The sequence below is a fragment of the Mesorhizobium sp. M8A.F.Ca.ET.165.01.1.1 genome, assembly GCF_004792065.1.
Lineage (GTDB): Bacteria > Pseudomonadota > Alphaproteobacteria > Rhizobiales > Rhizobiaceae > Mesorhizobium.
Window position 1 is genome coordinate 145,165 of the sequence record NZ_SRTH01000008.1, and the last position, 23,981, is coordinate 169,145.

26 protein-coding genes are annotated in these 23,981 nt (G+C 62.5%); 10 read left to right on the forward strand and 16 right to left on the reverse strand.

The genetic code is table 11. The annotated features are described in order from the left end of the window. Positions 1-74 precede the first annotated feature (74 nt). The 3 genes from fabI to fabA are packed head-to-tail and all read right to left on the reverse strand — an operon-like array spanning position 75 to position 2,705. On the reverse strand, positions 75-887 hold the full coding sequence (gene fabI, locus EN808_RS21695) for an enoyl-ACP reductase FabI (RefSeq protein ID WP_135916864.1): 813 nt from the start codon (positions 885-887) through the stop codon (positions 75-77). A gap of 29 nt (positions 888-916) precedes the next feature. Next, a complete protein-coding gene (fabB, locus tag EN808_RS21700; RefSeq protein ID WP_127870747.1) occupies positions 917-2,137 on the reverse strand; it encodes a beta-ketoacyl-ACP synthase I in 1,221 nt (406 codons plus the stop codon). Between the two features lie 49 nt (positions 2,138-2,186). Then, positions 2,187-2,705 (reverse strand): 3-hydroxyacyl-[acyl-carrier-protein] dehydratase FabA, encoded by a 519-nt coding sequence (gene fabA, locus EN808_RS21705; RefSeq protein WP_127276870.1) that lies wholly within the window; start codon positions 2,703-2,705, stop codon positions 2,187-2,189. Between the two features lie 241 nt (positions 2,706-2,946). Here fabA and irrA point away from each other — a divergent pair, with 241 nt between their 5' ends. Together irrA and EN808_RS21715 are read left to right on the forward strand one after the other, a co-directional pair. Then, a complete protein-coding gene (gene irrA, locus EN808_RS21710; RefSeq protein WP_027142023.1) occupies positions 2,947-3,378 on the forward strand; it encodes an iron response transcriptional regulator IrrA in 432 nt (143 codons plus the stop codon). Between the two features lie 28 nt (positions 3,379-3,406). Then, positions 3,407-3,787 (forward strand): DUF4260 domain-containing protein, encoded by a 381-nt coding sequence (locus tag EN808_RS21715; protein ID WP_127276866.1) that lies wholly within the window; start codon positions 3,407-3,409, stop codon positions 3,785-3,787. On the opposite strand, the gene EN808_RS21720 is transcribed toward EN808_RS21715, so the two are convergent. Beyond that, positions 3,777-4,337 carry an SH3 domain-containing protein gene (locus tag EN808_RS21720; protein ID WP_135916865.1) on the reverse strand — a complete coding sequence of 187 codons (561 nt, stop codon included), beginning with the start codon at positions 4,335-4,337 and terminating at the stop codon, positions 3,777-3,779. The genes EN808_RS21715 and EN808_RS21720 overlap by 11 nt on opposite strands. 149 nt (positions 4,338-4,486) lie before the next feature. On the opposite strand from EN808_RS21720, the gene EN808_RS21725 reads away from it, so the two are divergent. Then, a complete protein-coding gene (locus EN808_RS21725; RefSeq protein WP_127276862.1) occupies positions 4,487-5,488 on the forward strand; it encodes a D-glycerate dehydrogenase in 1,002 nt (333 codons plus the stop codon). Positions 5,489-5,530: 42 nt separating this feature from the next. Here the strand turns inward: EN808_RS21725 and EN808_RS21730 are convergent, their stop codons facing one another. From EN808_RS21730 to EN808_RS21770, 9 genes are all read right to left on the reverse strand, one after another. Then, positions 5,531-6,016, reverse strand: coding sequence for a GNAT family N-acetyltransferase (locus EN808_RS21730; RefSeq protein WP_245525113.1), 486 nt, complete (start codon positions 6,014-6,016; stop codon positions 5,531-5,533). Positions 6,017-6,018: 2 nt separating this feature from the next. Further along, positions 6,019-6,771: a molybdopterin-synthase adenylyltransferase MoeB gene (locus EN808_RS21735; protein ID WP_127276860.1), complete on the reverse strand. Its 753-nt coding sequence runs from the start codon at positions 6,769-6,771 to the stop codon at positions 6,019-6,021. 31 nt (positions 6,772-6,802) lie between these two features. Then, on the reverse strand, positions 6,803-7,942 hold the full coding sequence (recF, locus tag EN808_RS21740; RefSeq protein WP_127276858.1) for a DNA replication/repair protein RecF: 1,140 nt from the start codon (positions 7,940-7,942) through the stop codon (positions 6,803-6,805). Between the two features lie 74 nt (positions 7,943-8,016). After that, entirely contained in the window at positions 8,017-9,135 is a 1,119-nt protein-coding gene (gene dnaN / locus EN808_RS21745) for a DNA polymerase III subunit beta (protein ID WP_127276856.1), read from the reverse strand. A 200-nt stretch (positions 9,136-9,335) separates the two neighbouring features. Beyond that, positions 9,336-10,880, reverse strand: a complete 1,545-nt coding sequence (gene dnaA / locus EN808_RS21750; RefSeq protein WP_127870750.1) for a chromosomal replication initiator protein DnaA — start codon at positions 10,878-10,880, stop codon at positions 9,336-9,338. Between the two features lie 856 nt (positions 10,881-11,736). Next, complete coding sequence (gene rpsT / locus EN808_RS21755) at positions 11,737-12,003, reverse strand: 30S ribosomal protein S20 (RefSeq protein WP_027026587.1); 267 nt, start codon at positions 12,001-12,003, stop codon at positions 11,737-11,739. A gap of 180 nt (positions 12,004-12,183) precedes the next feature. Beyond that, positions 12,184-12,957, reverse strand: a complete 774-nt coding sequence (locus EN808_RS21760) for an enoyl-CoA hydratase (RefSeq protein ID WP_127279777.1) — start codon at positions 12,955-12,957, stop codon at positions 12,184-12,186. Positions 12,958-12,990: 33 nt separating this feature from the next. Beyond that, a complete protein-coding gene (mutM, locus tag EN808_RS21765; protein ID WP_127279776.1) occupies positions 12,991-13,881 on the reverse strand; it encodes a bifunctional DNA-formamidopyrimidine glycosylase/DNA-(apurinic or apyrimidinic site) lyase in 891 nt (296 codons plus the stop codon). Then, complete coding sequence (locus EN808_RS21770; RefSeq protein ID WP_127279775.1) at positions 13,874-15,115, reverse strand: phosphopentomutase; 1,242 nt, start codon at positions 15,113-15,115, stop codon at positions 13,874-13,876. Before EN808_RS21770 ends, mutM begins: the two co-directional genes overlap by 8 nt. Before the next feature lie 257 nt (positions 15,116-15,372). Here EN808_RS21770 and EN808_RS21775 point away from each other — a divergent pair, with 257 nt between their 5' ends. Beyond that, a complete protein-coding gene (locus tag EN808_RS21775) occupies positions 15,373-16,296 on the forward strand; it encodes a phosphate/phosphite/phosphonate ABC transporter substrate-binding protein (protein ID WP_127870751.1) in 924 nt (307 codons plus the stop codon). 4 nt (positions 16,297-16,300) lie between these two features. Here EN808_RS21775 and EN808_RS21780 read toward each other — a convergent pair whose 3' ends face one another. The 3 genes from EN808_RS21780 to EN808_RS21790 all read right to left on the reverse strand — a co-directional run bounded on the left by EN808_RS21780 (position 16,301) and on the right by EN808_RS21790 (position 18,109). Next, the gene (locus EN808_RS21780; protein ID WP_127280724.1) at positions 16,301-16,924 is read right to left on the reverse strand and encodes a TadE/TadG family type IV pilus assembly protein; all 624 of its coding nucleotides are present in this window, start codon (positions 16,922-16,924) and stop codon (positions 16,301-16,303) included. Positions 16,925-16,964: 40 nt separating this feature from the next. Beyond that, positions 16,965-17,546 carry a TadE/TadG family type IV pilus assembly protein gene (locus EN808_RS21785; RefSeq protein ID WP_127280725.1) on the reverse strand — a complete coding sequence of 194 codons (582 nt, stop codon included), beginning with the start codon at positions 17,544-17,546 and terminating at the stop codon, positions 16,965-16,967. Between the two features lie 140 nt (positions 17,547-17,686). Continuing rightward, positions 17,687-18,109 (reverse strand): pilus assembly protein N-terminal domain-containing protein, encoded by a 423-nt coding sequence (locus EN808_RS21790; protein ID WP_127280726.1) that lies wholly within the window; start codon positions 18,107-18,109, stop codon positions 17,687-17,689. Positions 18,110-18,468: 359 nt separating this feature from the next. On the opposite strand from EN808_RS21790, the gene EN808_RS21795 reads away from it, so the two are divergent. The 6 genes from EN808_RS21795 (at position 18,469) to EN808_RS21820 (ending at position 23,969) form a co-directional block, all read left to right on the forward strand. After that, a complete protein-coding gene (locus EN808_RS21795) occupies positions 18,469-18,645 on the forward strand; it encodes a Flp family type IVb pilin (protein ID WP_056569967.1) in 177 nt (58 codons plus the stop codon). A gap of 186 nt (positions 18,646-18,831) precedes the next feature. Further along, on the forward strand, positions 18,832-19,350 hold the full coding sequence (locus tag EN808_RS21800) for a prepilin peptidase (protein WP_127870752.1): 519 nt from the start codon (positions 18,832-18,834) through the stop codon (positions 19,348-19,350). A 212-nt stretch (positions 19,351-19,562) separates the two neighbouring features. Continuing rightward, positions 19,563-20,375 carry a Flp pilus assembly protein CpaB gene (gene cpaB, locus EN808_RS21805; RefSeq protein WP_127278980.1) on the forward strand — a complete coding sequence of 271 codons (813 nt, stop codon included), beginning with the start codon at positions 19,563-19,565 and terminating at the stop codon, positions 20,373-20,375. Beyond that, entirely contained in the window at positions 20,372-21,886 is a 1,515-nt protein-coding gene (locus EN808_RS21810; protein ID WP_127278981.1) for a type II and III secretion system protein family protein, read from the forward strand. Before cpaB ends, EN808_RS21810 begins: the two co-directional genes overlap by 4 nt. A gap of 14 nt (positions 21,887-21,900) precedes the next feature. Continuing rightward, a complete protein-coding gene (locus EN808_RS21815) occupies positions 21,901-22,632 on the forward strand; it encodes a CpaD family pilus assembly protein (RefSeq protein ID WP_127278982.1) in 732 nt (243 codons plus the stop codon). Positions 22,633-22,685: 53 nt separating this feature from the next. Next, positions 22,686-23,969: a CpaE family protein gene (locus EN808_RS21820; RefSeq protein ID WP_189343568.1), complete on the forward strand. Its 1,284-nt coding sequence runs from the start codon at positions 22,686-22,688 to the stop codon at positions 23,967-23,969. Positions 23,970-23,981: the final 12 nt, after the last annotated feature.

Here is a 23,981-nt window from a genome sequence, read left to right on the forward strand (position 1 = left end):
CGCGAATGCATTCAATTTTACTGGAGAGGATTATTTTCTTGACTGGGAAAAGACCTGCTTGACGGGACCGCTCTTCAGTCTCCGCCGCCATCCGTCTGCTTCAATTCATCGAGCGCCGGCATCGAGACGATATGGTAGCCGGAATCGACATAGTGGATTTCGCCGGTGACACCGGAAGCGAGGTCGGACAGGAGATAGAGCGCGGAGCCGCCAACCTCGTCGATCGTCACGGTCCGGCGCAACGGCGAATTGCGCTGCTGGTAGGAGAACATGTGGCGGGCGTCCGAAATGCCGGCGCCGGCCAGTGTGCGCACCGGACCGGCCGAGATGCCGTTGACGCGGATGCCGCGCGGACCGTAGTCATTGGCGAGGTAGCGCACGCTGGCCTCGAGCCCTGCCTTGGCGACGCCCATGACATTATAGTTCGGCATGACGCGGACCGAGCCGGCATAGGTCAGCGTGACCATCGAGCCGCCGGCAGTCATCAGCGGCGCTGCATTGCGCGCCACCTCGGTGAAGGAATAGCAGGAGATCACCATGGTGCGGACGAAATTGTCCCGGCTGGTGTCGGCGTAGAGGCCCTTCAACTCGTTCTTGTCGGAAAAGCCGATGGCATGGACGACGAAGTCCAACCCGCCCCATTCCTTGCCAAGCGTCGAGAACGTGGCGGCGACCGAAGCGCTGTCCTCGACGTCGCAGGGAACGACCAGCGAAGCGCCGAGCTTGTCGGCGAGCGGCTTGACCCGGCGGCCGAAAGCGTCGCCCTGGTAGGTGAAGGCGAGTTCCGCCCCATGTTCGGATAATTTCCGGGCTATGCCCCAGGCGATCGAATGATCGTTGGCGACACCCATGACAAGCCCGCGCTTGCCTTTCATCAATCCGTCCATGGCCGGCAATCCTTATGTAAAACTTGGCCCTATGCGGAATAGCGCTGGAAAACGAGCGTTGCGTTGGTGCCGCCGAAACCGAAGGAATTCGACAGAACGGTGTCGATCGCGGCGTTGTCGATGCGCTTGCGCACGATCGGCATGCCCTCGAATTCCGGATCGAGCGTCTCGATATGGGCGCTTTCTCCGATGAAGCCGCCTTGCATCATCAGGATCGAATAGATGGATTCCTGCACACCGGCCGCGCCCAGGGAATGGCCGGTCAGCGATTTCGTCGACGTGATGAACGGCATCTTCTCGCCGAACACTTCACGGATCGCGCCCATTTCCTTGGAATCACCGACCGGGGTCGAGGTGCCGTGGGTGTTGATGTAGTCGACCGGCGTGGAGACCGTCGCCAGCGCCTGGCGCATGCAGCGAACCGCGCCTTCGCCCGAGGGCGCCACCATGTCGTAGCCGTCCGACGTCGCGCCATAGCCGACGATCTCGGCGTAGATCTTGGCGCCGCGCGCCTTGGCGTGTTCCAGCTCTTCCAGCACCAGCACGCCGGCGCCGCCGGCGATGACGAAGCCGTCGCGATTGGCGTCATAGGCGCGCGATGCGGTGGAGGCCCTGTCGTTGAACTTCGACGACATGGCGCCCATGGCGTCGAACAGGTCCGACATCGTCCAGTCGAGATCCTCGTGGCCGCCGGCAAAGACCATGTCCTGCTTGCCCCACTGGATCAATTCGTAACCATTGCCGATGCAATGCGCCGAGGTCGAGCAGGCCGACGAGATCGAATAGTTGACGCCATGGATCTTGAACCAGGTGGCCAGCGTCGCCGACGCGGTCGACGACATCGCCTTCGGCACCGCGAAGGGACCGATGCGCTTGGGGCTGCCGTTCTTGAGCGTGGTCTCGGCGGCCTCGACGATGGTGCGGGTGGAAGGACCGCCCGAACCCATGACGATGCCGGTGCGCTCGTTGGTGATGTCGCTCTCGCCGAGGCCTGCATCTGCGATCGCCTGGTCCATGGCAACGTGATTCCAGGCCGCGCCCTGGCTCAGGAAGCGCATCGCGCGGCGGTCGATCATGGCGGAAGGGTCGAGCGTCGGCGCGCCCCAGACCTGGCAGCGGAAGCCATGCTCCGCGAAGGAATCGGAAAAGCTGATGCCGGATCTGGCGTCATGCAGCGAGGTCTGCACCTCATTGGCATTGTTGCCGATCGACGACACGATGCCGAGGCCTGTGACTACGACACGTCTCATTCGCAACTCCTTCCAGGGATGCTGGCCAGTGTGCGGGCCAGGGCTGCGGTCAAGCGACCGCCGACTGCTTTGACAGACCGACCTTCAGGTCCGTCGCCGCGTATATGGGCTCACCATCCGCCTTCATCCAGCCATCAGCGATGCCGAGCACCAGCCGCCCGCGCATTACACGCTTGAAATCCACGCCATACTCCACCTTCTTGACCGATGGCGTGACCATGCCCTTGAACTTGACCTCTCCGGTCGACAGCGCCATTCCCTTGCCGGGTTCGCCGAGCCAGCCGAGATAGAAGCCTGTCAATTGCCACAGGGCGTCCAGGCCGAGGCAGCCAGGCATGATCGGATTGCCGATGAAATGGCAGGCAAAGAACCACAGGTCGGGCTTGATATCGAATTCGGCGCGGATGAAACCCTTGTCGAAGGCGCCGCCGGTCTCGCTGACCTCGGTGATACGGTCGAACATCAGCATCGGCGGGTAGGGCAGCTGGGCATTGCCCTCTCCGAACAGCTCGCCGCGGGCGCAGGCCAGCAATTCTTCGTAGTCGTAGCTGGATTTCGAACCCGCCATCAATTTCTCCCCATATCGTCCGGGCGGTAGCGCGCCCTTGTCGTTGGTGTCCTAACACAATCTGTTTCAGGCCGGAAACCGGCGTTTGCGCTTAACCCGCCAGTCTGCCCGGGTCAATGCGCGCTATTGATCGCATTCGGGCGACAGAATATATGTCAACCGGGGTCCGGGTTCGGCATATATTCATTTTTTTGCCACTCTGGGCGTGTCTTGAAGCGGGACTGTGAGCTTGGAAGACCAGATGGACCGGGGCTGCCGGAAGGAAAATGTCGCTGTGGACAAGCGGGTACGTGAAGCCGGCCTGAGGCCGACGCGTCAGCGCATTGCGCTGGCCGACCTGCTTTTCGCCAAGGGCGACCGCCATTTGTCGGCTGAGGAACTGCACGAGGAGGCGCAGGCCGCCGGCGTGCCGGTGTCGCTGGCCACCGTCTACAACGCGCTTCACCAGTTTACCCAGGCGGGGCTGCTGCGTATCCTCGCCGTCGAAGGTTCCAAGACCTATTTCGACACCAATACCTCCGATCATCACCATTTCTATATCGAAGGCGAAAACAGGATTTTCGACATCGCCAACGGCCCGGTCACGGTCACCAACCTGCCGGACCCGCCCGAGGGCATGGAAATCGCCAATGTCGATATCGTGGTGAGGCTGCGTCCCAAGCGTCCGGAATGACCGGCGAAGCCGGAACAATCGGTGTGGGATGAAACCCTTGGATTGGATAGTGCGGCTCGAATGGGCCGTCGTGGCGGTTGCCGCAATCGTCTTCTATGGCGCGACGGGCGTTTCCTGGTGGCTTTTCGCGTTGCTCATCCTGGCGCCGGACCTGTCGATGCTGGGTTATCTCGGTGGACCTCGCATCGGCGCCCTTGCCTACAACGCCTTGCACATTCTGATCGTACCGGTGCTTCTGCTGCTTGCCGGGCATCTCGCCGGCAGTGCGGTCGGCAGCGCCATCGCACTGATCTGGATCGCTCATATCGCGATCGACCGTGCACTGGGTTACGGCTTGAAGCTGTCAACGGGGTTTCAGGACACCCATCTTGGCCCTATCGGGCGCAAACGCGAGACGTTCAGTCCTTGACCCGCTCGCCCGGATAGGCGCCCCAGACGACCGACTGGGCAAGCCAGCCGGTGTGGCCGTCGAGCGTCATTTCGCACCATTGGCCGTCGCAGGACTTGATCGTGCCCATAACGCCCGGTTCGACGATCGCCACCACCCTGGCATCCTTGTCGGGACCTTTCAGAAGATTGACCTGGCCGCCCTTGCCGCGCTGCCAGGGCGCGATGATCGCCGTGCGCCGGCCCGACAGCAGCGACTGGTTGATCCATCCTTCCGAGCCATCGGCGTCGCGCACGCGCCGCCACGTATCGAACTCCTGGATGATCTCCATCGGCAGGCCAGCCTTCATATACATCCAGTCGACCGAATAGTTGGCGCCGGGGCCGACGCGCGAGTTGACGCGGCCGGATTTCAGGCTGACGAATCGCGGCAGCGGCAGCCCGCTCGGTCCGAGCGTGATGGCGCTCTGGGCAGGGGCGGCCGCGCTCTGCGCGCCGGCAAGCGAAGAATAGAGGAGAGCGCCGAGAAATGCTGCGCTGAGGGCCAGGCGAAGCGACGCGAAACCAGACACTTTCGTTCCTTTCGGCGCCGGCCCGACGGCTGCGGCACCCCTTTTTCTTTGTCTTCGGCGGCACCGCTTGTTACATGGGTAAAATCGGCTACCGCGACCAGCTTTCAGTTTCGCCGGTCTTGGTTAAAGAGGTCTCAACGAGGGAAACAATGCCAGGCAAAAAGAAGCCTCTCGTGGTCATCACGCGAAAGCTGCCCGACCCGGTCGAGACCCGCATGCGCGAACTGTTCGACGCAAGGCTGAATGTCGAGGACCGGCCGATGACGCAGCCGGAACTGGTCGCCGCGGTCAAGGAAGCCGACGTGCTGGTGCCGACCGTAACCGACCACATCGATGCCGCATTGATCGCCCAGGCCGGCGACAACCTCAAGCTGATCGCCAATTTCGGCAACGGCGTCGACAAGATCGACGTGGCGGCGGCGGCCAAGAAAGGCATCACCGTCACCAACACGCCCAACGTGCTCACCGAAGATACCGCCGACATGACCATGGCGTTGATGCTGGCTGTGCCGCGCCGGCTGGCGGAAGGCGCCAATGTGCTCACGGGCGACAAGAAATGGGCCGGCTGGTCGCCGACCTGGATGCTTGGCCGGCGCATCTGGGGCAAGCGGCTCGGCATTGTCGGCATGGGCCGCATCGGCACCGCCGTTGCCAGGCGGGCCAAGGCTTTCGGCCTGTCCATCCACTATCACAACCGGCATCGCGTGCTGCCGGCGGTCGAGGATGGGTTGGAGGCGACCTATTGGGAGAGTCTTGACCAGATGCTGGCCCGCATGGACATCATCTCGGTCAATTGTCCGTCGACGCCGGCGACCTTCCATCTTCTGTCGGCACGGCGGCTGGCATTGCTGCAGCCCACCGCTTATATCGTCAACACCGCCCGCGGCGACATCATCGACGAAGAAGCGCTGGTCAAGCTCATCCAGGACGGCAAGATCGCCGGCGCCGGCCTCGACGTCTACGAGCACGAGCCGGCCCTTAACGCCAAGCTCTTGAAACTCGCCGCCAGGAACAAGGTCGTGCTTCTGCCGCATATGGGCTCGGCCACGCTCGAGGGCCGCATCGACATGGGCGAGAAGGTCATCATCAATATCCGCGCCTTCGTCGACGGCCATCGTCCGCCGGACCGCGTGCTGCCGCTCAGGACCTGAAACTGTCCAGGCGCAGGCTCGCCGTTCAATGTAACGCGACGCTTACGAGATCGTTTTGCGCATGGTGATGGAGGTCGGCCTGTCATAGCCGTCATGCGCCGTCCGTCCGGTTTCGCGAAATCCGAGCCGGGCGAAGGCGGCATGATTGGTGGTGAGCTCGATCCTCGTCTCGAGCTCGATGGCGGCCTTGCCGCGGCTGCGGGCCAGATCTTCGGCCGCTTGCATCAGCCGTCGGCCAATGCCGTGCCCCTGGCGGTCCGGGGCGACGGCGAGCTTGCCGACATAAAGACCGTCAGCTCTTTCAAGAGCAAAAACGAAGCCCACGATCCTGTCGCCGTCGAGTGCCAGGAAGCCGGTCTCCCGCAGCGCCTTGGTGCGCAGCGCATCGGCTGTGAGCAGGTGAGCCGACGACGGCGGGTCGATGATGCCGTCCATAAAGGCGAAGGCACGCATGATGAGGGCAAGCACATCACCCCAGCGGCCGAAATCGGCTGGAATCCGCGTGATCGAAACATGGGAATGTTCCAAGATCAGCGTCTCTTGTAGCGGATCGTCTCGAAGCGCGCGGCCAGCGCATCATAGAGCAGCAGCCGGCCGATCAGCGGCTCGCCTATGCCGGTGATCAGCTTGATCGCCTCCATCGCCTGCAGCGTGCCGACGACCCCGGTCAGCGCTCCGAGCACCCCCGCCTCGGCGCAGGACGGCACAAGCCCCGGCGGCGGGGCCTCGGGAAACAGATCCCGATAGCTCGGGTTTGGCTTGCCGTCACTGCCGTTTTCGAAAGGCTTCAGCACGGTCACCGAGCCATCGAAGCGTCCAACGGCTGCATGCACCAGCGGCTTCTCTTGGCTGGCGCAGGCATCGGCCACCACATAACGCGTCTCGAAATTGTCGGACCCATCGACGACGACATCGTACCTGGCGACGAGGGCGGGGGCGTTCTCGGCGGTCAGCCGGAATGTGTGCGTTTCGACTGATATGTTGGGATTGATGCGAGCGATCGCCGCCTCGGCGCTCTGGGTCTTCAGCATGCCGATCGTATCGGTGCCATGGATGACCTGGCGCTGCAGGTTGGAGAGAGAAACGGTGTCGTCGTCGACCACGCCGAGCGTACCGACCCCGGCCGCCGCGAGATATTCAAGCACCGGCGCACCGAGCCCGCCGGCGCCGATCACCAGGACCCGCGCCTGCTTGAGCTTCTGCTGGCCCGCGCCGCCGACCTCGGGCAGCACGATGTGGCGGGCATAGCGTTCGATCTCGTCGGCGGTGAGCGCTGTGGTCATATCGGGACCATATAGTGGTCGAAAAAGCTTGTCAGGGGTCTTCGGTTGGCCCAACCGTACCATGGTCGACAGTCAGGAACTGCGCTCGGCCATGCAGGCTGGAAAACAACGCCGCATCGGTTCCCGTCATGAAAGCCTGGCAGTTCAGTTCCTCCAGGATCGCGAACAGTGCCGCGCGCCGTCCGCCGTCGAGATGCGCCGCGATCTCGTCGAGCAGCAGGATCGGCGTCAGCCCGGACATTTCCCCGGTCAGCCGGGCATGCGACAGCACGATGCCGATCAGCAGTGCCTTCTGTTCGCCGGTCGAGCAGAGTTCGGCCGGCATCGCCTTGGGCCGGTGCCGGACCATGAGGTCTGAGCGGTGCGGGCCTTCGAGGGTGCGTCCGGCGGCGCGGTCACGGTCTCGGCCATCGGCAAGCGCCCGCCGGAACCGCTCCTCGACGTCGACCGCCGGTGCGCCGGCAATCTCGGCCTCCAGGTCACCTGAAAGGCCGATATCGGCCTGCGGAAACGGTCCGGTGTCGGGCAGCCTGCCGATCATGGCGGCCAGCAGCCGCACCATTTCGGCGCGCGCCGCGGCGATCGCCACGCCGGTCTCTGCCATCTGCGTCTCTATCGCCTCGAACCAGCCGACATCCCGCGAGCCTTCCGTCAGCAAACGGTTACGGCCCCGCATCGCCTTCTCGTAGTCGAGCGCTCGCTGGCCATGTCCGGGATCGATCGCCAGCACCAGCCGGTCGAGAAAGCGCCGGCGATCCGCGGCAGGTCCGGTGAACAACGAATCCATCGCCGGCGTCAGCCACACGACCCGCAGCCATTCCAGCATGCCCTCGGCCCGCGCGGCGGCTCCGTTTATACGCACCCGCCTGCCGCTTTCCGCCGTGTCGCCCCCGGAGATGCCCGTGCCGATCTCGACCTCGCCGTCAGGCCCGTCGAGCCGGGCATGCAGGGCAAAGCCGCCATCGCCACCCTCACGTGCCACATCCCCGTAAGGTGCGCGGCGCAAGCCGCGCCCGGGCGTCAGAAAGGAGATCGCTTCGAGGAGATTGGTCTTGCCGGCACCATTGTCGCCCGAAAAGACCACGGCGCCCGGCGCAACATCTATCGCCAGGGTCGCGTAGTTACGAAAATTGGTAAGCGTAAGCTTACTTATATGGGTTTGTGCCGGCAACCGCTATCCGCCCGTGGAAGTCACCGCAACCAACGCCCGCCGCCGGCCGTATTCGCCAGGCGCCGCCGCGCCGGCTATACCCGCATCGGCATCAGCACGTAAAGCGCGGTCTCGTCGGCCATGTCGTGGATCAGCGTCGGTGAACCGGCATCGGCCAGCATGAATTTGGCTTCCGTGCCGGTCAGCTGCGCGGCGACATCGAGCAGATATTTGGCATTGAAGCCGATCTCGATCGGGTCGGCCGAATAGTCTGCCGCCAGTTCTTCCGTTGCGCTGCCCGAATCCGGATTGTTGACGGCAAGCGTCACCTGGCCTTCGCTGATCGAGAGCTTCACCGCGCGGCCGCGTTCGGAGGAGATGGTCGAGACGCGGTCGACCGCGGCGGCGAAGCTCTGGCGGTCGAGGATCAGCTTCTTGTCGTTGCCGGTCGGGATGACCCGCTGATAGTCGGGGAAGGTGCCGTCGATCAGCTTCGAGGTCAGCACGACGCTGCCGATGGTGAAGCGGATCTTGGTGTCGGACAATTCGGTGGTCACGGCGACATCCGGATCGTCGACCAGCTTTTGCAGTTCACTTACCGTCTTGCGCGGAATGATGATGCCCGGCATGCCCTCGGAGCCAGCCGGTGCGTCGATCTCGGCGCGCGCCAGGCGGTGGCCGTCGGTCGCCACCGAGCGCAGCTTCAGCTTGCCGCCGACTTCATGCGTGTGCAGGTAGATGCCGTTGAGATAGTAGCGCGTCTCCTCGGTGGAGATGGCGAACTGCGTCTTCTCGATCAGGCCCTTCAGCGCCACCGAGTCGAGGCGGAAGATGTGCGAGAAGGATCCGGCCGAAAGCTCGGGAAAGTCGGATTGCGGCAGGCACTGCAGGCGGAAGCTGGAGCGGCCCGACGTCACCGTCATGGCGTTGCCGTCCTCATCCGTCTTCAGCATCACCTCGGCGCCGTCGGAAAGCTTGCGCACGATGTCATAGAGCAGGTGCGCGGGGACCGTCGTCGCGCCGCCGCGCTCGACCTTGGCGGGCGTCGCTTCCGTCACCTCCAGGTCGAGGTCGGTGGCCTTCATTTCGAGGCTGGCGCCTTCGGCGCTGAGCAGCACGTTGGACAGGATCGGTATGGTGTTGCGCCGTTCGACCACGCGGTGCACGTGGTTGAGCGACTTCAGGAGATTTGACCGTTCCAGGATAACACGCATGACGAAACAGGCTCGCTTGAATGAATGAACGGGTCTCCGGCTACCGGCGCCCCGCGAAAGCTCTGAACAGGCTTCAGAATCTACGCAAACTGACAGGAAAAAACCAGTGAACGCAAGCCCGCGCCACCGGTTCGGGCCGGTTACGCGGGCTTTCTGGGGATAAAGCTGGCCAACCCCACGAGCGGGCGGTTTTCGGCCGCTCAGGCCTGGTCGTTGATCAGCCTTCTCAGCAATTCCAGTTCCTGCGCCAGCGTGTTGTCATTGCCGGAAAGATCCTCGATCTTGCGCACGGCGTGCAGCACCGTCGTGTGGTCGCGGCCGCCGAAGCGCCGTCCGATTTCCGGCAGCGAGCGCGGCGTCATCACCTTCGACAGATACATCGCGACCTGCCGCGGCTTGACGATGGTGCGTGTGCGCCGGTTGGACAAAAGTTCCGTCTTCGAGACGTTGTAGTGGCGCGCCACGATGCGCTGAATATCCTCGATGCGGACCCGCTTCGGCTCGCCGGTGCGATAGATGTGGCCGAGAATCTCGTCGATGCGGTCGATTGTGATCTGCGGTTCGAACGACTGGCGAAACAGGAGCTGGTTGAAGGCGCCTTCCAGTTCGCGTCCGCTACCAGTCACGGTGCGGGCAACGTGGTTGAGGATCTCTTCGGAAATGTCGAGCGATGCATCGTCGATCCTGGCTGTGGCCAGGCGCAGTTTGAGCATGCCGAGCCGCATGGCGAAGTCGGGTGCCGACATTTCGAGCGCGACGCCGCCATTGAGGCGCGAACGGACCCGCGGTTCGAGCGATTCCAGCTCCGACGGTGGCCGGTCGGCGGCGACGACGACCTGCTTGGCGCTGTCGAGCAACATGTTGATCAGATGGCAGAATTCATGCTGGATCGACTTGCCCTGCAGGAACTGCATGTCGTCGATGATCAAGAGGTCGATGTCGCGCAACTGCTCCTTGAGCGTCAATGCGTTGTTGTCGCGGATCGCGGTGGCGAAGCGCCACATGAAATACTCGGCGGTGAGATAGACGACGCGGGACTTCGGGTTCTGCTTCAGCGATTCCGCGGCAATGGCCTGCAAGAGGTGCGTCTTGCCGAGCCCGACGGTGGCATGCAGGAAAAGCGGATTGAAGCGCACCGCGCTCGACTGCGATTCCGCCACGGCCTTGGCGGCGGCGAAGGCCACGCGGTTCGAGGGGCCTTCGATGAAGGAGCCGAACGTGTAGCGCGGGTCAAGCGGCGATCCCAGCACGTTGTGGCGGAACTCGCTCTCGACCGGCACACCCGGACGCGGCATGGGAGACCGTTCCACCCTGCCTGGGCTGACCGTGCCGGCGGCCAGCGCCGTCTGCGTCTGCCGTGTCATCTTGCGCGCCGGCGCCAATTCCGGTTCAGGCTGGCTGCGTCCCTGACGGGTCGCGGTGCGCACGACGATCTCGATCTTGAGAAGCTCGGGATCCTCCTGCTTCCACAGCTCGGAAATGAGATCGTGATAGTGGCCGTTGATCCACGAGCGCAGGAACGCGGTGGGCACGGAGATGCGGACAATGCCCTTGGAAGCTTCCGCGACCTTCATGCGGCCGAACCAGCTGGAATAGACTTCGGTTCCCAGGCGCGCCTTCAACTGGGCCTTGACCCGGTCGAATTTCTGTTCCGCGTCGCTGGAGACCGCCATCTCGTTTGCTCCGATCAAAGTTCCAGGAAATGGGAGGTCGCCCGTAAGCTCCCTTTCGATGCCGCTCTGCATGATCGAGTTCCTTGCCTTTCTGTACCTGTTTTTTCGCCGGGGATGCGCCTCCTGCATCCTTTTTCCAGCGACCGTGTCTTCGCTACGATGCCCGTTGCCGCCGCTGGCAATGAACGTCGCCCACTATCCAAGGGAACCGGTGCCGGCCCATGGAAGCCAGTCCGCGTTGGGTATGTCAGGGCAATACGAAACCGTCCGGCGAAAGAGCGCCGGCGCGCCGTCCTACCTGCCATGTCTAGTTACGCCAGTCCCCTACCGTATCGAAAAAGAGCAAACCATACCCGTCCACGGACTTGATCCGCGTCGCAAATCCCGCCAATTTTAGCTGGCCGCGTCAGGCTGGGTTAAGGGCAAGAGGCCCGTCCCTTTCGATAGATCGACATTACCGAAATCGCTGTGGATAGGGCAAGGCCACGTCTAACGGATTTTTAAGGAATCTGGTTACCTCGGGCGGGTTCGAGCGCCATGCCGCAGTGGCATATTTTGACAAAGCCATTGTGATTCAAACCCTTTTCCGACGAATATGAAAAAGCCGGGCCGGCGCGAAATTTTCTGAAATAATTCTCTTGACAGCCAGTTGTCCTCCCGTCGCTTCGGCGCGTTGTGGACAAGCTGTGGATGACTGTCGCTAACCAATTGAAAAATATTGGGTATTTCTGTGAGGCGGGATTTTTCTAGGCGCCGCTTTTCAAGCGTGCCGATCATCAGCGGGCATGCATGTGCCGGCAAAGCATTTCGAACTCTGGAATCTGCATTTGCAGCTGTTTGCGGCTATTCTTTTTAAGTACTTGCCGGCAAACGAAAAAACCCGGCGCGATCGGCCGGGTTCGAAGAAGATCGTCCTGGGAAGGCGATGTCAGGCCGACAGCACCTTGAGGCGCTGGGCCAGGCGCGACACCTTGCGGGATGCCGTGTTCTTGTGGATCACGCCCTTGGTCGCGGCGCGCATCAATTCCGGCTCGGCAGCCTTGAAGGCGGCCTGTGCGGCGGCCTTGTCGCCGGAGGCGAGTGCCTCCTCGACCTGGCGGACGTAGGTGCGGACGCGCGAGCGGCGGTTCTTGTTGATCGCTGCGCGGCGGGCGATCTTGCGCGTTGCCTTTTTGGCCGAGGATGTGTTGGCCATGATGCCTCTCTTCTGATCTGGTCGGCGCACGCGGCGTGCCGCAGGGCGCAAAAAACAAACGGGCAGCCACGGGGCCGCCTCGGTTGGTGCGGCTTATAGTTCAGCTTTTCCGGCGCGTCAACGCCGCCTGGCGTTCTTTTTGGCCAAGGCCACGGGTTTCGGGCGCCGGCCTGCAACGCCCTACCGGTTGGTGAAATTCGGCTTCCGTTTTTCGGCGAACGCCGCCATGCCTTCCTTCTGGTCTTCGAGCGAGAAAAGCGAATGGAACAGGCGGCGTTCGAAGCGCAATCCCTCGGCAAGCGTCGTCTCATAGGTCCGGTTGACCGCTTCCTTGGCCATCATCACCGACGGCAGCGAGAAATCGGCGATTTTGGCCGCCGCCTTGACGGCCTCTTCGACCAGCTCGCCGGCCGGAACGACCCGCGACACGAGGCCCGAACGTTCGGCCTCGGCGGCGTCCATCATCCGTCCGGTCAGGCACATGTCCATCGCCTTCGATTTGCCGACGAACCGGGTCAGGCGTTGCGACCCGCCCATGCCGGGAATGACACCGAGCGTGATCTCGGGCTGGCCGAATTTGGCCGTGTCGGCGGCAATGATGAAATCGCACATCATGGCGAGTTCGCACCCGCCACCGAGCGCATAACCGGCCACCGCCGCAATGATCGGCTTTCGCGCCCGCGTCAGTTCCTCCCAGCCGACGAAGAAATCCTGCACATAGGCATCGACGAACGCGATCTCCTGCATTTCCTTGATGTCGGCACCCGCCGCGAAGGCTTTGTCGGAGCCGGTGATGACCATTGCGCCAATGCCCGTGTCGCCGCCGAAATCCTTCGCCGCCGCCACCACCTCGGCCATGACCCGCGAATTGAGGGCGTTGAGCGCCTTTGGCCGGTTCAGCGTGATCAGCCCGACCTTGCCGCGCCTCTCGGTGATGATTGTCTCATAGGCCATTGGCTGCTTCTCCTTCCTCGACACCGGTCTAGCTCACGTCTGACACGCCCGGCAATAGAAGGTCGAACGTCCGCTCTGCACGATGCGCTCGACATGGCCGCCGCAGCCGGGCTTCGGGCAAGGCTCACCTTCGCGGTCGTAGACGGCGAAGGAATGCTGGAAATAACCCAGCGATCCGTCGGTGTGCATATAGTCGCGCAGTGAAGATCCTCCCGCCGCGATGGCATCCGATATGACCGAGCGGATCGCCTCGGCGAGGCGATCGCTTTGTTCCCTGGCCTTCTTGCCTGGCCTGGCAATGGTGCCTGCCTCGCGCAGCGGTGACAGGCCGGCACGCCAGAGCGCCTCCGAGACATATATATTGCCTAAGCCGGCGATCAGCCTCTGGTCGAGAAGCGCTGCCTTGAGCGGCGATCTGCGGCCTTTCAGCAACGAGGCAAGCAGAACGCCGTCCAGCGCATTGCCGGTGGGTTCGACGCCCAGTCCGGCGAGCATCGGATGCGTCTCCGGCGGCTCTTCCGTAAACAGCATGAAGCCGAAGCGGCGCGGATCGTTGAAGATCACACGTGACCGCCCGCCGGCCGCCGAAACGACATGGAACACGACATGATCGTGCGCCGCGCTCTTCGAGCGCTCATGGTGGAACACGCCCGGCGTCTCGTCGTCGTCGCCGGTCTCGATGCGAAAGGAGCCGGACATGCCGAGATGGCAGATCAGCACCGGACCGCCCTGCATATGCATGGTCAGGTATTTGGCGCGCCGGCCGAGCGCCGTGATCGTCCTGCCGGTCAGCCGCTCCGAAAACCGTTCGGGGAAGGGGAAGCGCAGGTCCGGCCGTCTCATCTCGACCTTGGCCAGATTGGCGCCTTCCAGGACCGGCTGCAGCCCGCGCCGGACGGTCTCGACTTCAGGCAATTCAGGCATGGCCGCCAATCATCGCATGGAAGGATGTGCCGTTGCGGCCGCGCGCCAGCGCGAGGTGTTCGGCAACGGTCTCGCCGATATCGGCGAATGTCGCCCTCAGCCCTATGTCGCCGCCTTTGAGACCAGGTCCAGTGCCGATGACCGGGATCCGTTCACGCGTATGATCGGTGCCGCGCCAGGTCGGGTCGTTGCCGTGATCGGCGGTCAGGATGAGAAGGTCGCCCTGCTTCAGCTTGGCGAACGCCTCCGGAAGCCTCCGGTCGAAGGCCTCGAGGGCGGCCGCATAACCGGCGACATCGCGGCGATGGCCGAATTCTGTATCGAAATCGACGAAATTGGCGAAGACGAGGTCGCCGTCGGTCGCCTCGTCCATCGCGACCAGCGCCTGGTCGAACATGGCCATGTTGCCTGCGGCCTTGCGGACTTGCGAAATCCCGCGATGGGCGAAGATGTCGCCGATCTTGCCGACGGCGATGACGCGGCTGCCGCGCGCCGTCAGCCGGTCGAGCAATGTCGGCTCGGGCGGCGGCACGGCGTAGTCGCGGCGATTGTAGGTCCGCTCGAAGGTGGCAGATGTCTCGCCGACGAACGGACGCGCGATCACCCGTCCGATCCTCAGCGGGTCGACCAGCCGGCGCACCACCTGGCAGAATTCATAGAGCCGCTCGAGGCCGAAATGGGCCTCATGCGCGGCGATCTGCAGGACGGAATCAACCGATGTGTAGCAAATCGGCTTGCCGGTGCGGATGTGCTCCTCGCCGAACCGCTCAATGATCTCGGTACCTGGCGCATGGCAATTGCCGAGGATGCCGGGCACCTTTCCTTCGCGGATCATCGCCTCGGTCAGGTCGGCCGGAAAGGCGGGAACCGTGTCCGGGAAATAACCCCAGTCGAAGCGCACCGGCAGGCCCGCGATCTCCCAGTGGCCGGAAGGCGTGTCCTTGCCACTCGAAATCTCTTGCGCCGCGCCATGGAAGGCATTGGCGAGCAGGTTCGTCCCGAAATGCGTAAAACCCAGTCCTGTCGCCGTCTCGGCCGCCTTGCCAAGTCCCAGCGATGCCATATGGGGGACGAACAGTGGTCCCTGGCGAAGCCCTTCGCGATCCGCGCGGCCTTCCGCGCAAGCTTCGGCGATGTGCGCCAGCGTGTTGGCGCCGGCGTCGCCATAGCTTTCGGCGTCGGCCGCGCCGCCGATGCCGAAGGAATCCAGGACAAAGAGGAAAGCACGCGCCATCGGGTCATTTGTTGCCAGTGTGGACGCCCAGACATAGGGTTCCACGGCGACGTTGGCAATTCGGAAACCAAACCGCAACGGCTTGGCGCGATACTCAAATCCATGTCGCCCAAAAGTGCGCAGCGGTTTTGCGACAACGACATGGACAAGCTAAGGGATCCATGCGCGGTTTGGACAATGAGATACAGGCACAAGATCAAGTGCCGCGACGAGTTGGGCATGTCCATGGACGGAACAAAGGGCAAGGCGGTCCTGTCATGAAGGCTGCGCTCAAGGCTTGGACTGCCCTCATGGCTGTGAACGGCGCATTCTGGTGCGGACCGGCCTGGGCGGACTGGCGCGATGATATCGGCACATTTCGCATCGGCGTCGTGGCCGAGCCCGGCGCCGGCAACGCCGTTCCGGGGCTGGCGGTGTTGACGCAAGCCTTTACCGATGCGCTCGGCATGAAGGTCGAATTCGTCGTTGCCCGCGATTACGCGGCACTGATCGAGGGACAGGCCAATGCACGGATCGAATACGCCATCTATTCGGCGACCGCCTATGCCACGGCGCTGCAACGCTGCGGATGCATCGAGCCGCTCGTGGCGCCGGTCGATTCCGACGGTGCGGCCGGCATCCGCTCGGTATTGCTGACCCGGGATGGCAGACTGCGCGGCCTGGCCGATATGGAGACCCACCGGATCGCCGTGCCGCCGCCGGACAGCGTCGGCGGTTCGCTTTTGCCCTTGGCGGGGTTAGCCGCCGAACACGTCGAAATCGCCGAGGATGCACCGTTTCTCGTCCATGCCGCCTCGGCGTCGGCGGCCGAAACCATGCTTGTCGAAGGCGCGGCCGACGCCATGTTCGGCTGGGTGAAGGCGGCGGCCGACGGCCAGCCGCGACTGGCCGGGGGCACGCAGGCAAGGCTCGACGCATCAGGCCTTTCGGCGTCGGCCACTCAGGTGGTGTGGACGTCGGGTCTGCTGCGATACGGCCCCCATGCGGTACGCAGCGATCTCGATCCGGAAGCCAAGCGCCGGCTGACCGTATTCCTCACCAATCTCAAATCGACGACGCCGGATGTCTACGACCTTCTGGAAGCGAGGCATGCCGGCGGCTTCATGCCCGTGGTTCCCAAGGACTATGCTGCGGCGGAGGCCATCGTGCGGATGGTGTCGGTCGATGGTGGGCGGCAATGAGCCCTCAGCAGTCGCTGCAAGGGATCGTGACGCTTCTGCGGGGGCGCAGATAATATGTTTCGCTCATCGTCATGCCTTTGGCGAGCGTCTCGATAAACCCAAGCTTCTGTTGGGTGTCTGTCGTCCAGCCGACGATCGGCTGGTAGCCCAGGGTGCTGTCGACGCGGACGAGAAAGGTCCCGGCGACCTTGAGCGCTGTCGGAACCGTAGTGGTCGAGCCCGCCGCTGCACCGACGCTGTATGCACCACTGGTCACCTTGCGTGACCACACCACCAACACCTTTGGCGTGGGATCGGTGGTGACCTGTATGGCTGTGATGGTGATGTCCGGCACCGAGCGGTTGTAGGGTTGAAGGGTTACGCTGCCGATCTTCATGATGGCATCGAGGTCCGCCTTGACGATGGTCGGCTGTTGCGTGACGAGATCGGCGACCATGCTGCCGATGCGGCTGACCTTCTTGCTCGTCTCGATGGCCTGCGAGGCCTCCATGGTCATGAAATACATGATCAGCAGGACAGGCGCGATAAGCGCGAACTCGACCGCCGCGACGCCGCGGCGATTGGACCAGAATCGGGCTGATTTGCCCCAAAGCCCCGCAATTCCCAGATGTGCCCCCGCACGCATCATACTCGTTGCCTTTTTTCTTGTTGTTGCTTCCGTGATGGCATCAATTGTCGAACGGCTCGTTCTGCCAGGTCACCGAAGCGAAATGGAGGGTTTTGTTACCTCCCATCGACTGCGCCATCAGGTTGGTCATGATGGGCCATTTGTAGAAGACCCGCAGCATGTTCCTTGACTCCGCCGCACCCGCCGTGACGGTAAAGGGCACATCCGCGCCACTTTTCGTCAGCTGAATATTACCGCCCTGAATCCTGAAGCCGGCCAGGGCCGCGTCGGCGAATGTCGTGTATTGGCGAAGATCGACGCTCAACTGATTGGGACAATCCTGGGAAACGATGATTTCCAGCTTGTCGCAGATCATGTTCTTCAAATTGTCCCCGGCGATGTCCGCGGCCTTCAACTGGCCGGTGCGCAGCCGGCGCGCGACATCGTCGGTGATGTTGGCCATCACCTCCTGGCTGGCAAACGAGATGCAGCTCTCGAGGATGGCGAACACCAGGAGTGCGAACGGTATGGCAAGCAACGCGAACTCCAGCGCCGTGCTGCCGCGTCGGTCGCGCACGAAGCGTTGGAAAGGCCCGGTACGCTCCACCTTGCGCTGATCTGTCGAGCCGAGTTCCATGCTCATGCGATGTTCCTGCCATCCCTGGACGGTGCTGACAGGTGTATTAACCCAAACCGATTGAGGTCCGGTTTGAATGATCGTTAAAGTCGGCGCGCGCGTTTTAACCAGCAGGTAACCTGGGCGATGGCGCGCTCCCGTGCCGCCTATTTGCTGACGCTCATCTCGGCTTCGGACGATTTCTCCGCATCGCTCTTGTAGGAGCTTTCGCAATAGGGCGTGCACGACATGGTCTGGACATCCGCGCGGCGGTAAATGCGAACCGACGAGGCTGCCTGGCGAACCACGGTAACCTGTGTGTCGACGATCGGGCTGCCTTCCTGGTCGAGAACGACGAGGTTGGTGACACCGAAACCCTTGCCGGTGAGCACGATCGTCGAGGCATCCTGGACGGAAGCGTCGGCGATTGCCGGGTTGCCCACGACGATCGTGTCGGCGGGGCGCGACAGTTTCACGATCTTGGCCTGATTCATGGTGACTTCGATGTCGGCGCCAGCCCTGGCGGGTGTAATCAAGCTGGCGGCGGCAAGAAGCGCGGCAATCAGGATTGAGGATCTCGGCACGGCCATCAAGGCGCTCCACGCAAGCGGACTGTTCAACGGAACATGAACGAGATTGGTGAACCAACGGTTAAGTGGGCTTGCCGCCGGCGGATGGAGCGGTCGGCATGGCTGCCCGCCTGGCCGGATGGGCGCGGGGGGTGGCAAGCTTCCCCAAGCCCTTGCCTTTTGCGGCGTTGACCCGCGAAACGAAACATTAGCCAGCGCTTAGTATGGAGTTAACCACGCACTTGGTTCGAGCCGGGAAAGGAATCGGTAAGGCTGTTTATTAAGCCGATCGAAAGAGCTTCTCCCTAGATTGGCAGCATCCGATCAACCATCACAGAAGTTGACGGAAGTGCTGTAACACGTGGAGTAGGAGCTCTCGAATGTCTAACCTTTTTGCACGTTTCGTGAAGGACGAATCCGGCGCGACCGCTATCGAATATGGTCTGATCGCCGCTCTCATCGCGCTCGCCATCATCACCGGCGCCGGCGCACTCGGCAATGCCATCAACGCCAAGTTCACTTCGATCGGCAGCACGCTGAACAGCAGCGGCAGCTAATCTGCTTATTGCCGATCGATCGGATCGCATTCAGGACAGGGGCCGCCACAGGGTGGCCCCTGTTTTATTTTACTTGTTTCGGACCGCGGCGGAACAGTCGTCTTTTCACCACTGACCTCATCAATCGTTAATCGAACCAGCCTAGATTGAGTTTCTGTGGAATCCGCACAATAGGCACAATCGCCGATGCTTGAAGCCCTGATCTTCGTCGTCTTTCCGTTCTGCATGCTGTTTGCCGCGATCTCCGACATGTTGTCGATGACGATCGCCAATCGCGTGCCGGTGCTGCTTGTCGTCGTCTTCGCCCTGGTGGCGCCGCTGACGGGCATGGACTGGGCGGCCTATGGCTGGCATTTCGCCGCCGGCGCCATCGTCCTGGCCGTGACGTTCGGCCTGTTCGCCTTGGGTGGCATGGGCGGTGGCGATGCCAAGCTGCTGGCCGCCACGGCCGTGTGGATGGGGCTCAACGTGCAGCTCGTCGAATATCTTGTCGCCTCGACAATCATCGGCGGCCTTCTGACGATCGCGATCCTGCTTTACCGGAAATCGCCGCTGGCGGTTTTCACCGGACGCAATCCATTCCTGCGGCATTTCGCGGAAGAGTCGGCCGGTGTTCCCTACGGGATCGCGCTCGGCCTTGGTGGCCTGCTGACCTACCCGGACTCGCCTTTGATGGTGTGGGCGCTGGCAAGGCTGGCGAGCTGAATTCATCAAATTTTTCGTGGGCTGACATGGCTTACACGCCGGCTTTACGGAGCGGCGGCCCAGCCTTTCCGCGCATCGCGGCGCGATCCGTCCAATTTATGTAAACCTTAAATTAATCACGATCGTAAGCATTGCATTAACCTTGTTTTGACGATTGCCGCTGCAAAGTCCGGCTTGGCTACGTGGTTTGCCAAGGGCGAGGGTTCGGACAGATGCCAGCATCCCGATTGATTATTCTGAGCGTGGCGGTGGCCGCGGCGGGCGGTGCTGGCTATGTGGCGAAAAACATGGTCGCTCCGCCGCCTCAGGTCGTCGTCGATTCTGGCCCCCAGGCGCCCGCGGTGTCCCTGCAGGACGTGCTTGTGCTCTCGGGCGATGTCGCAATGGGCAACGCGCTCGAGAACAACATAGCCTGGCAATCCTGGCCCGCTGACGGCATCAACGCGAATTTCATCACCAAGGCCACCGCTCCCGATGCTTTGGAGAAACTCAAGGGGTCGATTGCCCGCGTGGCGATGTACGCGGGCGAGCCGGTGCGGCGCTCCAAGCTGATCGGCGAGGGACAAAGCTTCATGTCGTCCATCCTGCCTTCCGGCATGCGGGCGGTCGCAACGACGATATCGGCGGACACTTCGGCCGGCGGCTTCATCCTTCCAAACGATTTCGTCGACGTCATCATGACCCGCAGGGCCGATGCCAGCACCGGTGGCGCCGGCTTCAACACCGAGACCATCCTCAAGAATATCCGCGTCCTGGCGATCGACCAGACCATCCAGGAGGACGAGGAAGGCAAGAAGACCAGGGTGGGCCAGACCGCCACGCTGGAGCTGACCCCCAAACAGGCGGAGATCATCACCGTTGCCCAGCAGATGGCGGATCGCCTGACTCTGGCGCTGCGGGCGATCGCTGACACCCAGGAAAAGAATGTGGATGAGGCCGACTATCTCGTTTCCGGCAATGGCCGCCGGGGAACGGTGAGGCTGATCAAGTCGGGCGAAGTCTCCGAAGTAGGAGCAAGAAAATGAGGCTAAGCGCTAAACTGCCGGCCATCCTAGCCACGGCATTCGGCCTGCTGCTCGTCGGAGCGAATGTGCAGGGCGTCGAGGCGAAGAGCACGCAGGTGTCGGCCACGACAGCCACCCAGCGCGTCAAGCTTGGCCTCAACAAGTCGGTGGTCATAGACCTGCCGAGCGATGCCTATGACATTCTTGTCGCCAATCCCTCCGTTGCCGACGCGGTGACCCGCACCGCAAGGCGTATCTACCTCTTCGGCAAGGCGGTCGGCGAAACCAACATCTTCGTCTTTGGGCCGAACGGCGAACAGATCGCCAGCCTGGATCTGGCCATCGAGCGCGACGTCGCCGGCCTGGAGGATTATATCAAGCGCTTCCTTCCGACCTCGGCCGTCAAGGTTGAACTGCTGAATGACAACGTGGTTCTGACCGGCACCGTGGATACACCCTTGGATGCCAAGCGTGCCGAACAGCTGGCAAACATGTTTGTGTCCGGCGGTGAAGCGACGACGGGACAATATTCGCAGACCGCTGCCGGCGGCTCGGCCCAGAGCGGTGTCGACATCAACAACCCTGACCAGGAGCGCCGCGTCAGCCAAATCGTCAATTTGCTGCAGATCATCGGTGACGATCAGGTCACGCTGAAGGTGACGGTCGCCGAAGTCAGCCGTTCGGTGATGAAGCAGCTCGGTGTCAACATGGTCGGCAGCGGCGGCAGCAACGGCATCAGCTACGGCGCGCTCAGCGACAATTTCACCGGCCTCGGCAAGCAACTGTCGAATTCCGGCTTCACGATCGGCGCCTCGGGGTTGCAGGCCTATATCAACGCCATGGAACAGTCCGGGGTCATGAAGACGCTGGCCGAGCCGACCCTGACTGCTGTTTCTGGCGAGAAGGCGACGTTCCGGGTTGGCGGTGAATACAACATGGTGAGCGGCGTCACCGCGAACGTATCGACCGACAACCAGACCGGCCTGAAGAACTATACCATCGACAAGATCGAATATGGCATCGGCCTGGAGTTCCAGCCGGTGGTGCTGTCTCCCGGTCGCATCAGCCTGAAAGTCAGAACGTCGGTCTCCGAGCCGACCACCGAAGGGTCCGTTTCGCTGTCCTCGGGTGTGACGAGTCCCGGCACGAATATCCTGTCTCTGCGCAAGCGTCTTGCCGATACGACCGTGGAACTGCCCTCCGGCGGCTCCATGATGATCGCTGGCCTTGTTCGCGACGATGTCAGGCAGGCCATCAACGGCTTGCCCGGGCTGACGAAGATTCCAGTGCTCGGCGCGCTCTTCCGCAGCAGGGATTTCGTGCGCAACGAGACCGAGCTCGTCATCATCATCACGCCCTATCTGGTGAAGCCGGTGGCGCGCAATGAGCTGGCCAAGCCGGACGACAATTTCAACCCGCCGAGCGACGGCGCCGGCATGTTCCTTGGGCGCGTCAATCGCGTCTACGGCACCATGCAGACCGACAGGCCCAACGGCCGCTATCACGGCGTTGTCGGCTTCATCTACAAGTGAACGGGAAAGCGGACATGTCTCAGTCAGCACTTAAGGCAAGGACCATGGCGATGCGCTCCGGCCGTTCTCGGATAGGCCTGCGAGCGCTTCCGATCATGGCGGTGGCGGTGTCGGCTCTGCTGGCCGGTTGTGCCCAGCGCGACAGCGTTACCGTCGGCGCCATCCCCGACGACTATCGCACCAATCATCCGATCGTCATCGCCGAGAAAAACCAGAAGATCGATCTTCCTGTTGGCGCCGGTGACCGCGGCATGACCGGCTCGCAGCGCGACACGCTCCTGGGTTTCCTCGACGGCTATGACAAGAGTGCCGCTCCGACATTGACGATCCAGATTCCAAGCGGATCGGCCAACGAAGTCGCCGCAACGGCGGCCGGCCATGATTTCGCTCGGCTCGCGTTCGCTGCCGGGATCAAGCGCGACCGGATCGTCGTGGTCTCCTATCAAGCGGGATCGAGCGAGGCATCAGCCCCGGTTCGCGTCTCCTACATCGCGGTGAGGGCACAGACCGACAAATGCGGTCGTTGGCCCGCTGACCTGGTGGAGACGTCGGAGAACAAGCACTACGCCGATTTCGGCTGCTCCTATCAGAACAATCTTGCCGCCCAGGTGGCCAATCCGGGAGATCTTCTCGGGCCGCGCAAGTCCACCACTATTGATGCGGCCAATCGCAGCAAAGCCATCGGTGTCTACCAAGACAGGGGCATTTCGGATGAATTCCTCGGCAACTCGGAAGTGACTTACTAAGCCGCCCTCGGAAAGAAGCGACGTCAGGAACAGGCCACGGAAAGAGCATGACCATGAGCAACCTTGCCTATGACGCCACCGTGGAGGGCGGTGATACCTCGCTGCAGGACGTCGCCGCGATGCAGGCGTTGCGGCCGGTTCCGCGTATTTCGATCCAGGCATTCTGCGAGACGGAGGGCGTTGCCAATCCGGTCCAGCGCGCCGGCGAGGACCGCCGCATGACCAAGGCGCATCTCAAGGTCCATATGGGCGGCGTCCCCACGGCAATCGAGTTCTACCAGTCGGCGCCGACACCGAACCTGATCCTGCTGGAATCGCGCAGCGAACCCAAGCAATTGCTGGAGCAGCTCGCCCAGCTTTCGGAATATTGCGATCCATCCTCGAAAGTGGTGGTGATCGGCCATTACAATGATGTTGGTCTCTATCGCGAGCTCATCCGCTCCGGCATCTCCGAATATGTCATCGCGCCGGTGTCGATGGCCGACGTCGTCAGCGTCGTCTCGTCGATCTTCGTCGATCCGGAAGCTGAACCGCTCGGTCGCTCGGTCGCCTTCGTCGGCGCCAAGGGTGGCGTCGGCTCTTCCACGATCGCCCACAATGTTGCCTGGGCAATGTCCTCCCTGTTCAAATCCGAGGTCGTTGTGGCCGACCTCGATCTCGCCTTCGGCACCGCCAACATCAATTTCGATCAGGATCCGGCCCAAGGCATCGCCGAGGCTGTGTTCTCGCCCGAGCGCATCGACGAAGTCTATCTCGACCGGCTGCTGACCCAATGCGCCGAGCATCTGTCGCTGCTCGCGGCGCCCTCGACGCTGGAACGCGTCTACGACTTCGATCCCGACGCCTTCGCGCAACTTGTCGATACCGCGCAGCGCAGCGTGCCGCTCCTTGTTCTCGACGTTCCCCATGTCTGGACGGGATGGGCCAAGAACACGCTGGTCAAGGCCGACGAAATCGTCATCACGGCGACGCCGGAGCTGGCCAATCTGCGCAACACAAAGAACCTGGTCGACATGCTCAAGCGGCTTCGCCCGAACGACCCGCCGCCGAAATTGATCATCAACCAGGCCGGCATACCCAAGCGGCCGGAGATCTCGCCATCCGATTTCGCCGAGCCGCTCGGCCTGACGCCGATGTCGGTCATCGGCTTTGATCCCTTGCTGTTCGGCAATGCCGCGAACAACGGGCGCATGCTGGGCGAGATGGATGCCAAGAACCCGGTTGTGGCCACGATCAACGAGATTGCTCATGTGCTGACCGGCCGCAGCGAAATCAGGGCGAAAAAGAAGGCTGGCCTGGGCAGTCTGCTCGGCAAGCTCTCGCGCAACAAGAAGTGACGAAATGGGGTC

Excerpts from the sequence above, each read along its gene's own strand:
- EN808_RS21795 (WP_056569967.1), top strand. The coding sequence starts at position 18,469 with ATGTCTAACCTTTTTGCACGTTTCGTGAAGGACGAATCCGGCGCGACC.
- EN808_RS21775 (WP_127870751.1), top strand. The coding sequence starts at position 15,373 with ATGAAGGCTGCGCTCAAGGCTTGGACTGCCCTCATGGCTGTGAACGGC.
- EN808_RS21715 (WP_127276866.1), top strand. The coding sequence starts at position 3,407 with ATGAAACCCTTGGATTGGATAGTGCGGCTCGAATGGGCCGTCGTGGCG.
- EN808_RS21810 (WP_127278981.1), top strand. The coding sequence starts at position 20,372 with ATGAGGCTAAGCGCTAAACTGCCGGCCATCCTAGCCACGGCATTCGGC.
- EN808_RS21820 (WP_189343568.1), top strand. The coding sequence starts at position 22,686 with ATGAGCAACCTTGCCTATGACGCCACCGTGGAGGGCGGTGATACCTCG.
- EN808_RS21785 (WP_127280725.1), bottom strand. The coding sequence starts at position 17,546 with ATGAGCATGGAACTCGGCTCGACAGATCAGCGCAAGGTGGAGCGTACC.
- rpsT (WP_027026587.1), bottom strand. The coding sequence starts at position 12,003 with ATGGCCAACACATCCTCGGCCAAAAAGGCAACGCGCAAGATCGCCCGC.
- dnaN (WP_127276856.1), bottom strand. The coding sequence starts at position 9,135 with ATGCGTGTTATCCTGGAACGGTCAAATCTCCTGAAGTCGCTCAACCAC.
- EN808_RS21780 (WP_127280724.1), bottom strand. The coding sequence starts at position 16,924 with ATGATGCGTGCGGGGGCACATCTGGGAATTGCGGGGCTTTGGGGCAAA.
- dnaA (WP_127870750.1), bottom strand. The coding sequence starts at position 10,880 with ATGCAGAGCGGCATCGAAAGGGAGCTTACGGGCGACCTCCCATTTCCT.
- irrA (WP_027142023.1), top strand. The coding sequence starts at position 2,947 with ATGGACCGGGGCTGCCGGAAGGAAAATGTCGCTGTGGACAAGCGGGTA.
- fabI (WP_135916864.1), bottom strand. The coding sequence starts at position 887 with ATGGACGGATTGATGAAAGGCAAGCGCGGGCTTGTCATGGGTGTCGCC.
- EN808_RS21815 (WP_127278982.1), top strand. The coding sequence starts at position 21,901 with ATGTCTCAGTCAGCACTTAAGGCAAGGACCATGGCGATGCGCTCCGGC.
- EN808_RS21760 (WP_127279777.1), bottom strand. The coding sequence starts at position 12,957 with ATGGCCTATGAGACAATCATCACCGAGAGGCGCGGCAAGGTCGGGCTG.
- fabA (WP_127276870.1), bottom strand. The coding sequence starts at position 2,705 with ATGGCGGGTTCGAAATCCAGCTACGACTACGAAGAATTGCTGGCCTGC.
- fabB (WP_127870747.1), bottom strand. The coding sequence starts at position 2,137 with ATGAGACGTGTCGTAGTCACAGGCCTCGGCATCGTGTCGTCGATCGGC.
- mutM (WP_127279776.1), bottom strand. The coding sequence starts at position 13,881 with ATGCCTGAATTGCCTGAAGTCGAGACCGTCCGGCGCGGGCTGCAGCCG.
- EN808_RS21790 (WP_127280726.1), bottom strand. The coding sequence starts at position 18,109 with ATGGCCGTGCCGAGATCCTCAATCCTGATTGCCGCGCTTCTTGCCGCC.
- EN808_RS21770 (WP_127279775.1), bottom strand. The coding sequence starts at position 15,115 with ATGGCGCGTGCTTTCCTCTTTGTCCTGGATTCCTTCGGCATCGGCGGC.
- EN808_RS21800 (WP_127870752.1), top strand. The coding sequence starts at position 18,832 with ATGCTTGAAGCCCTGATCTTCGTCGTCTTTCCGTTCTGCATGCTGTTT.
- EN808_RS21725 (WP_127276862.1), top strand. The coding sequence starts at position 4,487 with ATGCCAGGCAAAAAGAAGCCTCTCGTGGTCATCACGCGAAAGCTGCCC.
- EN808_RS21735 (WP_127276860.1), bottom strand. The coding sequence starts at position 6,771 with ATGACCACAGCGCTCACCGCCGACGAGATCGAACGCTATGCCCGCCAC.
- cpaB (WP_127278980.1), top strand. The coding sequence starts at position 19,563 with ATGCCAGCATCCCGATTGATTATTCTGAGCGTGGCGGTGGCCGCGGCG.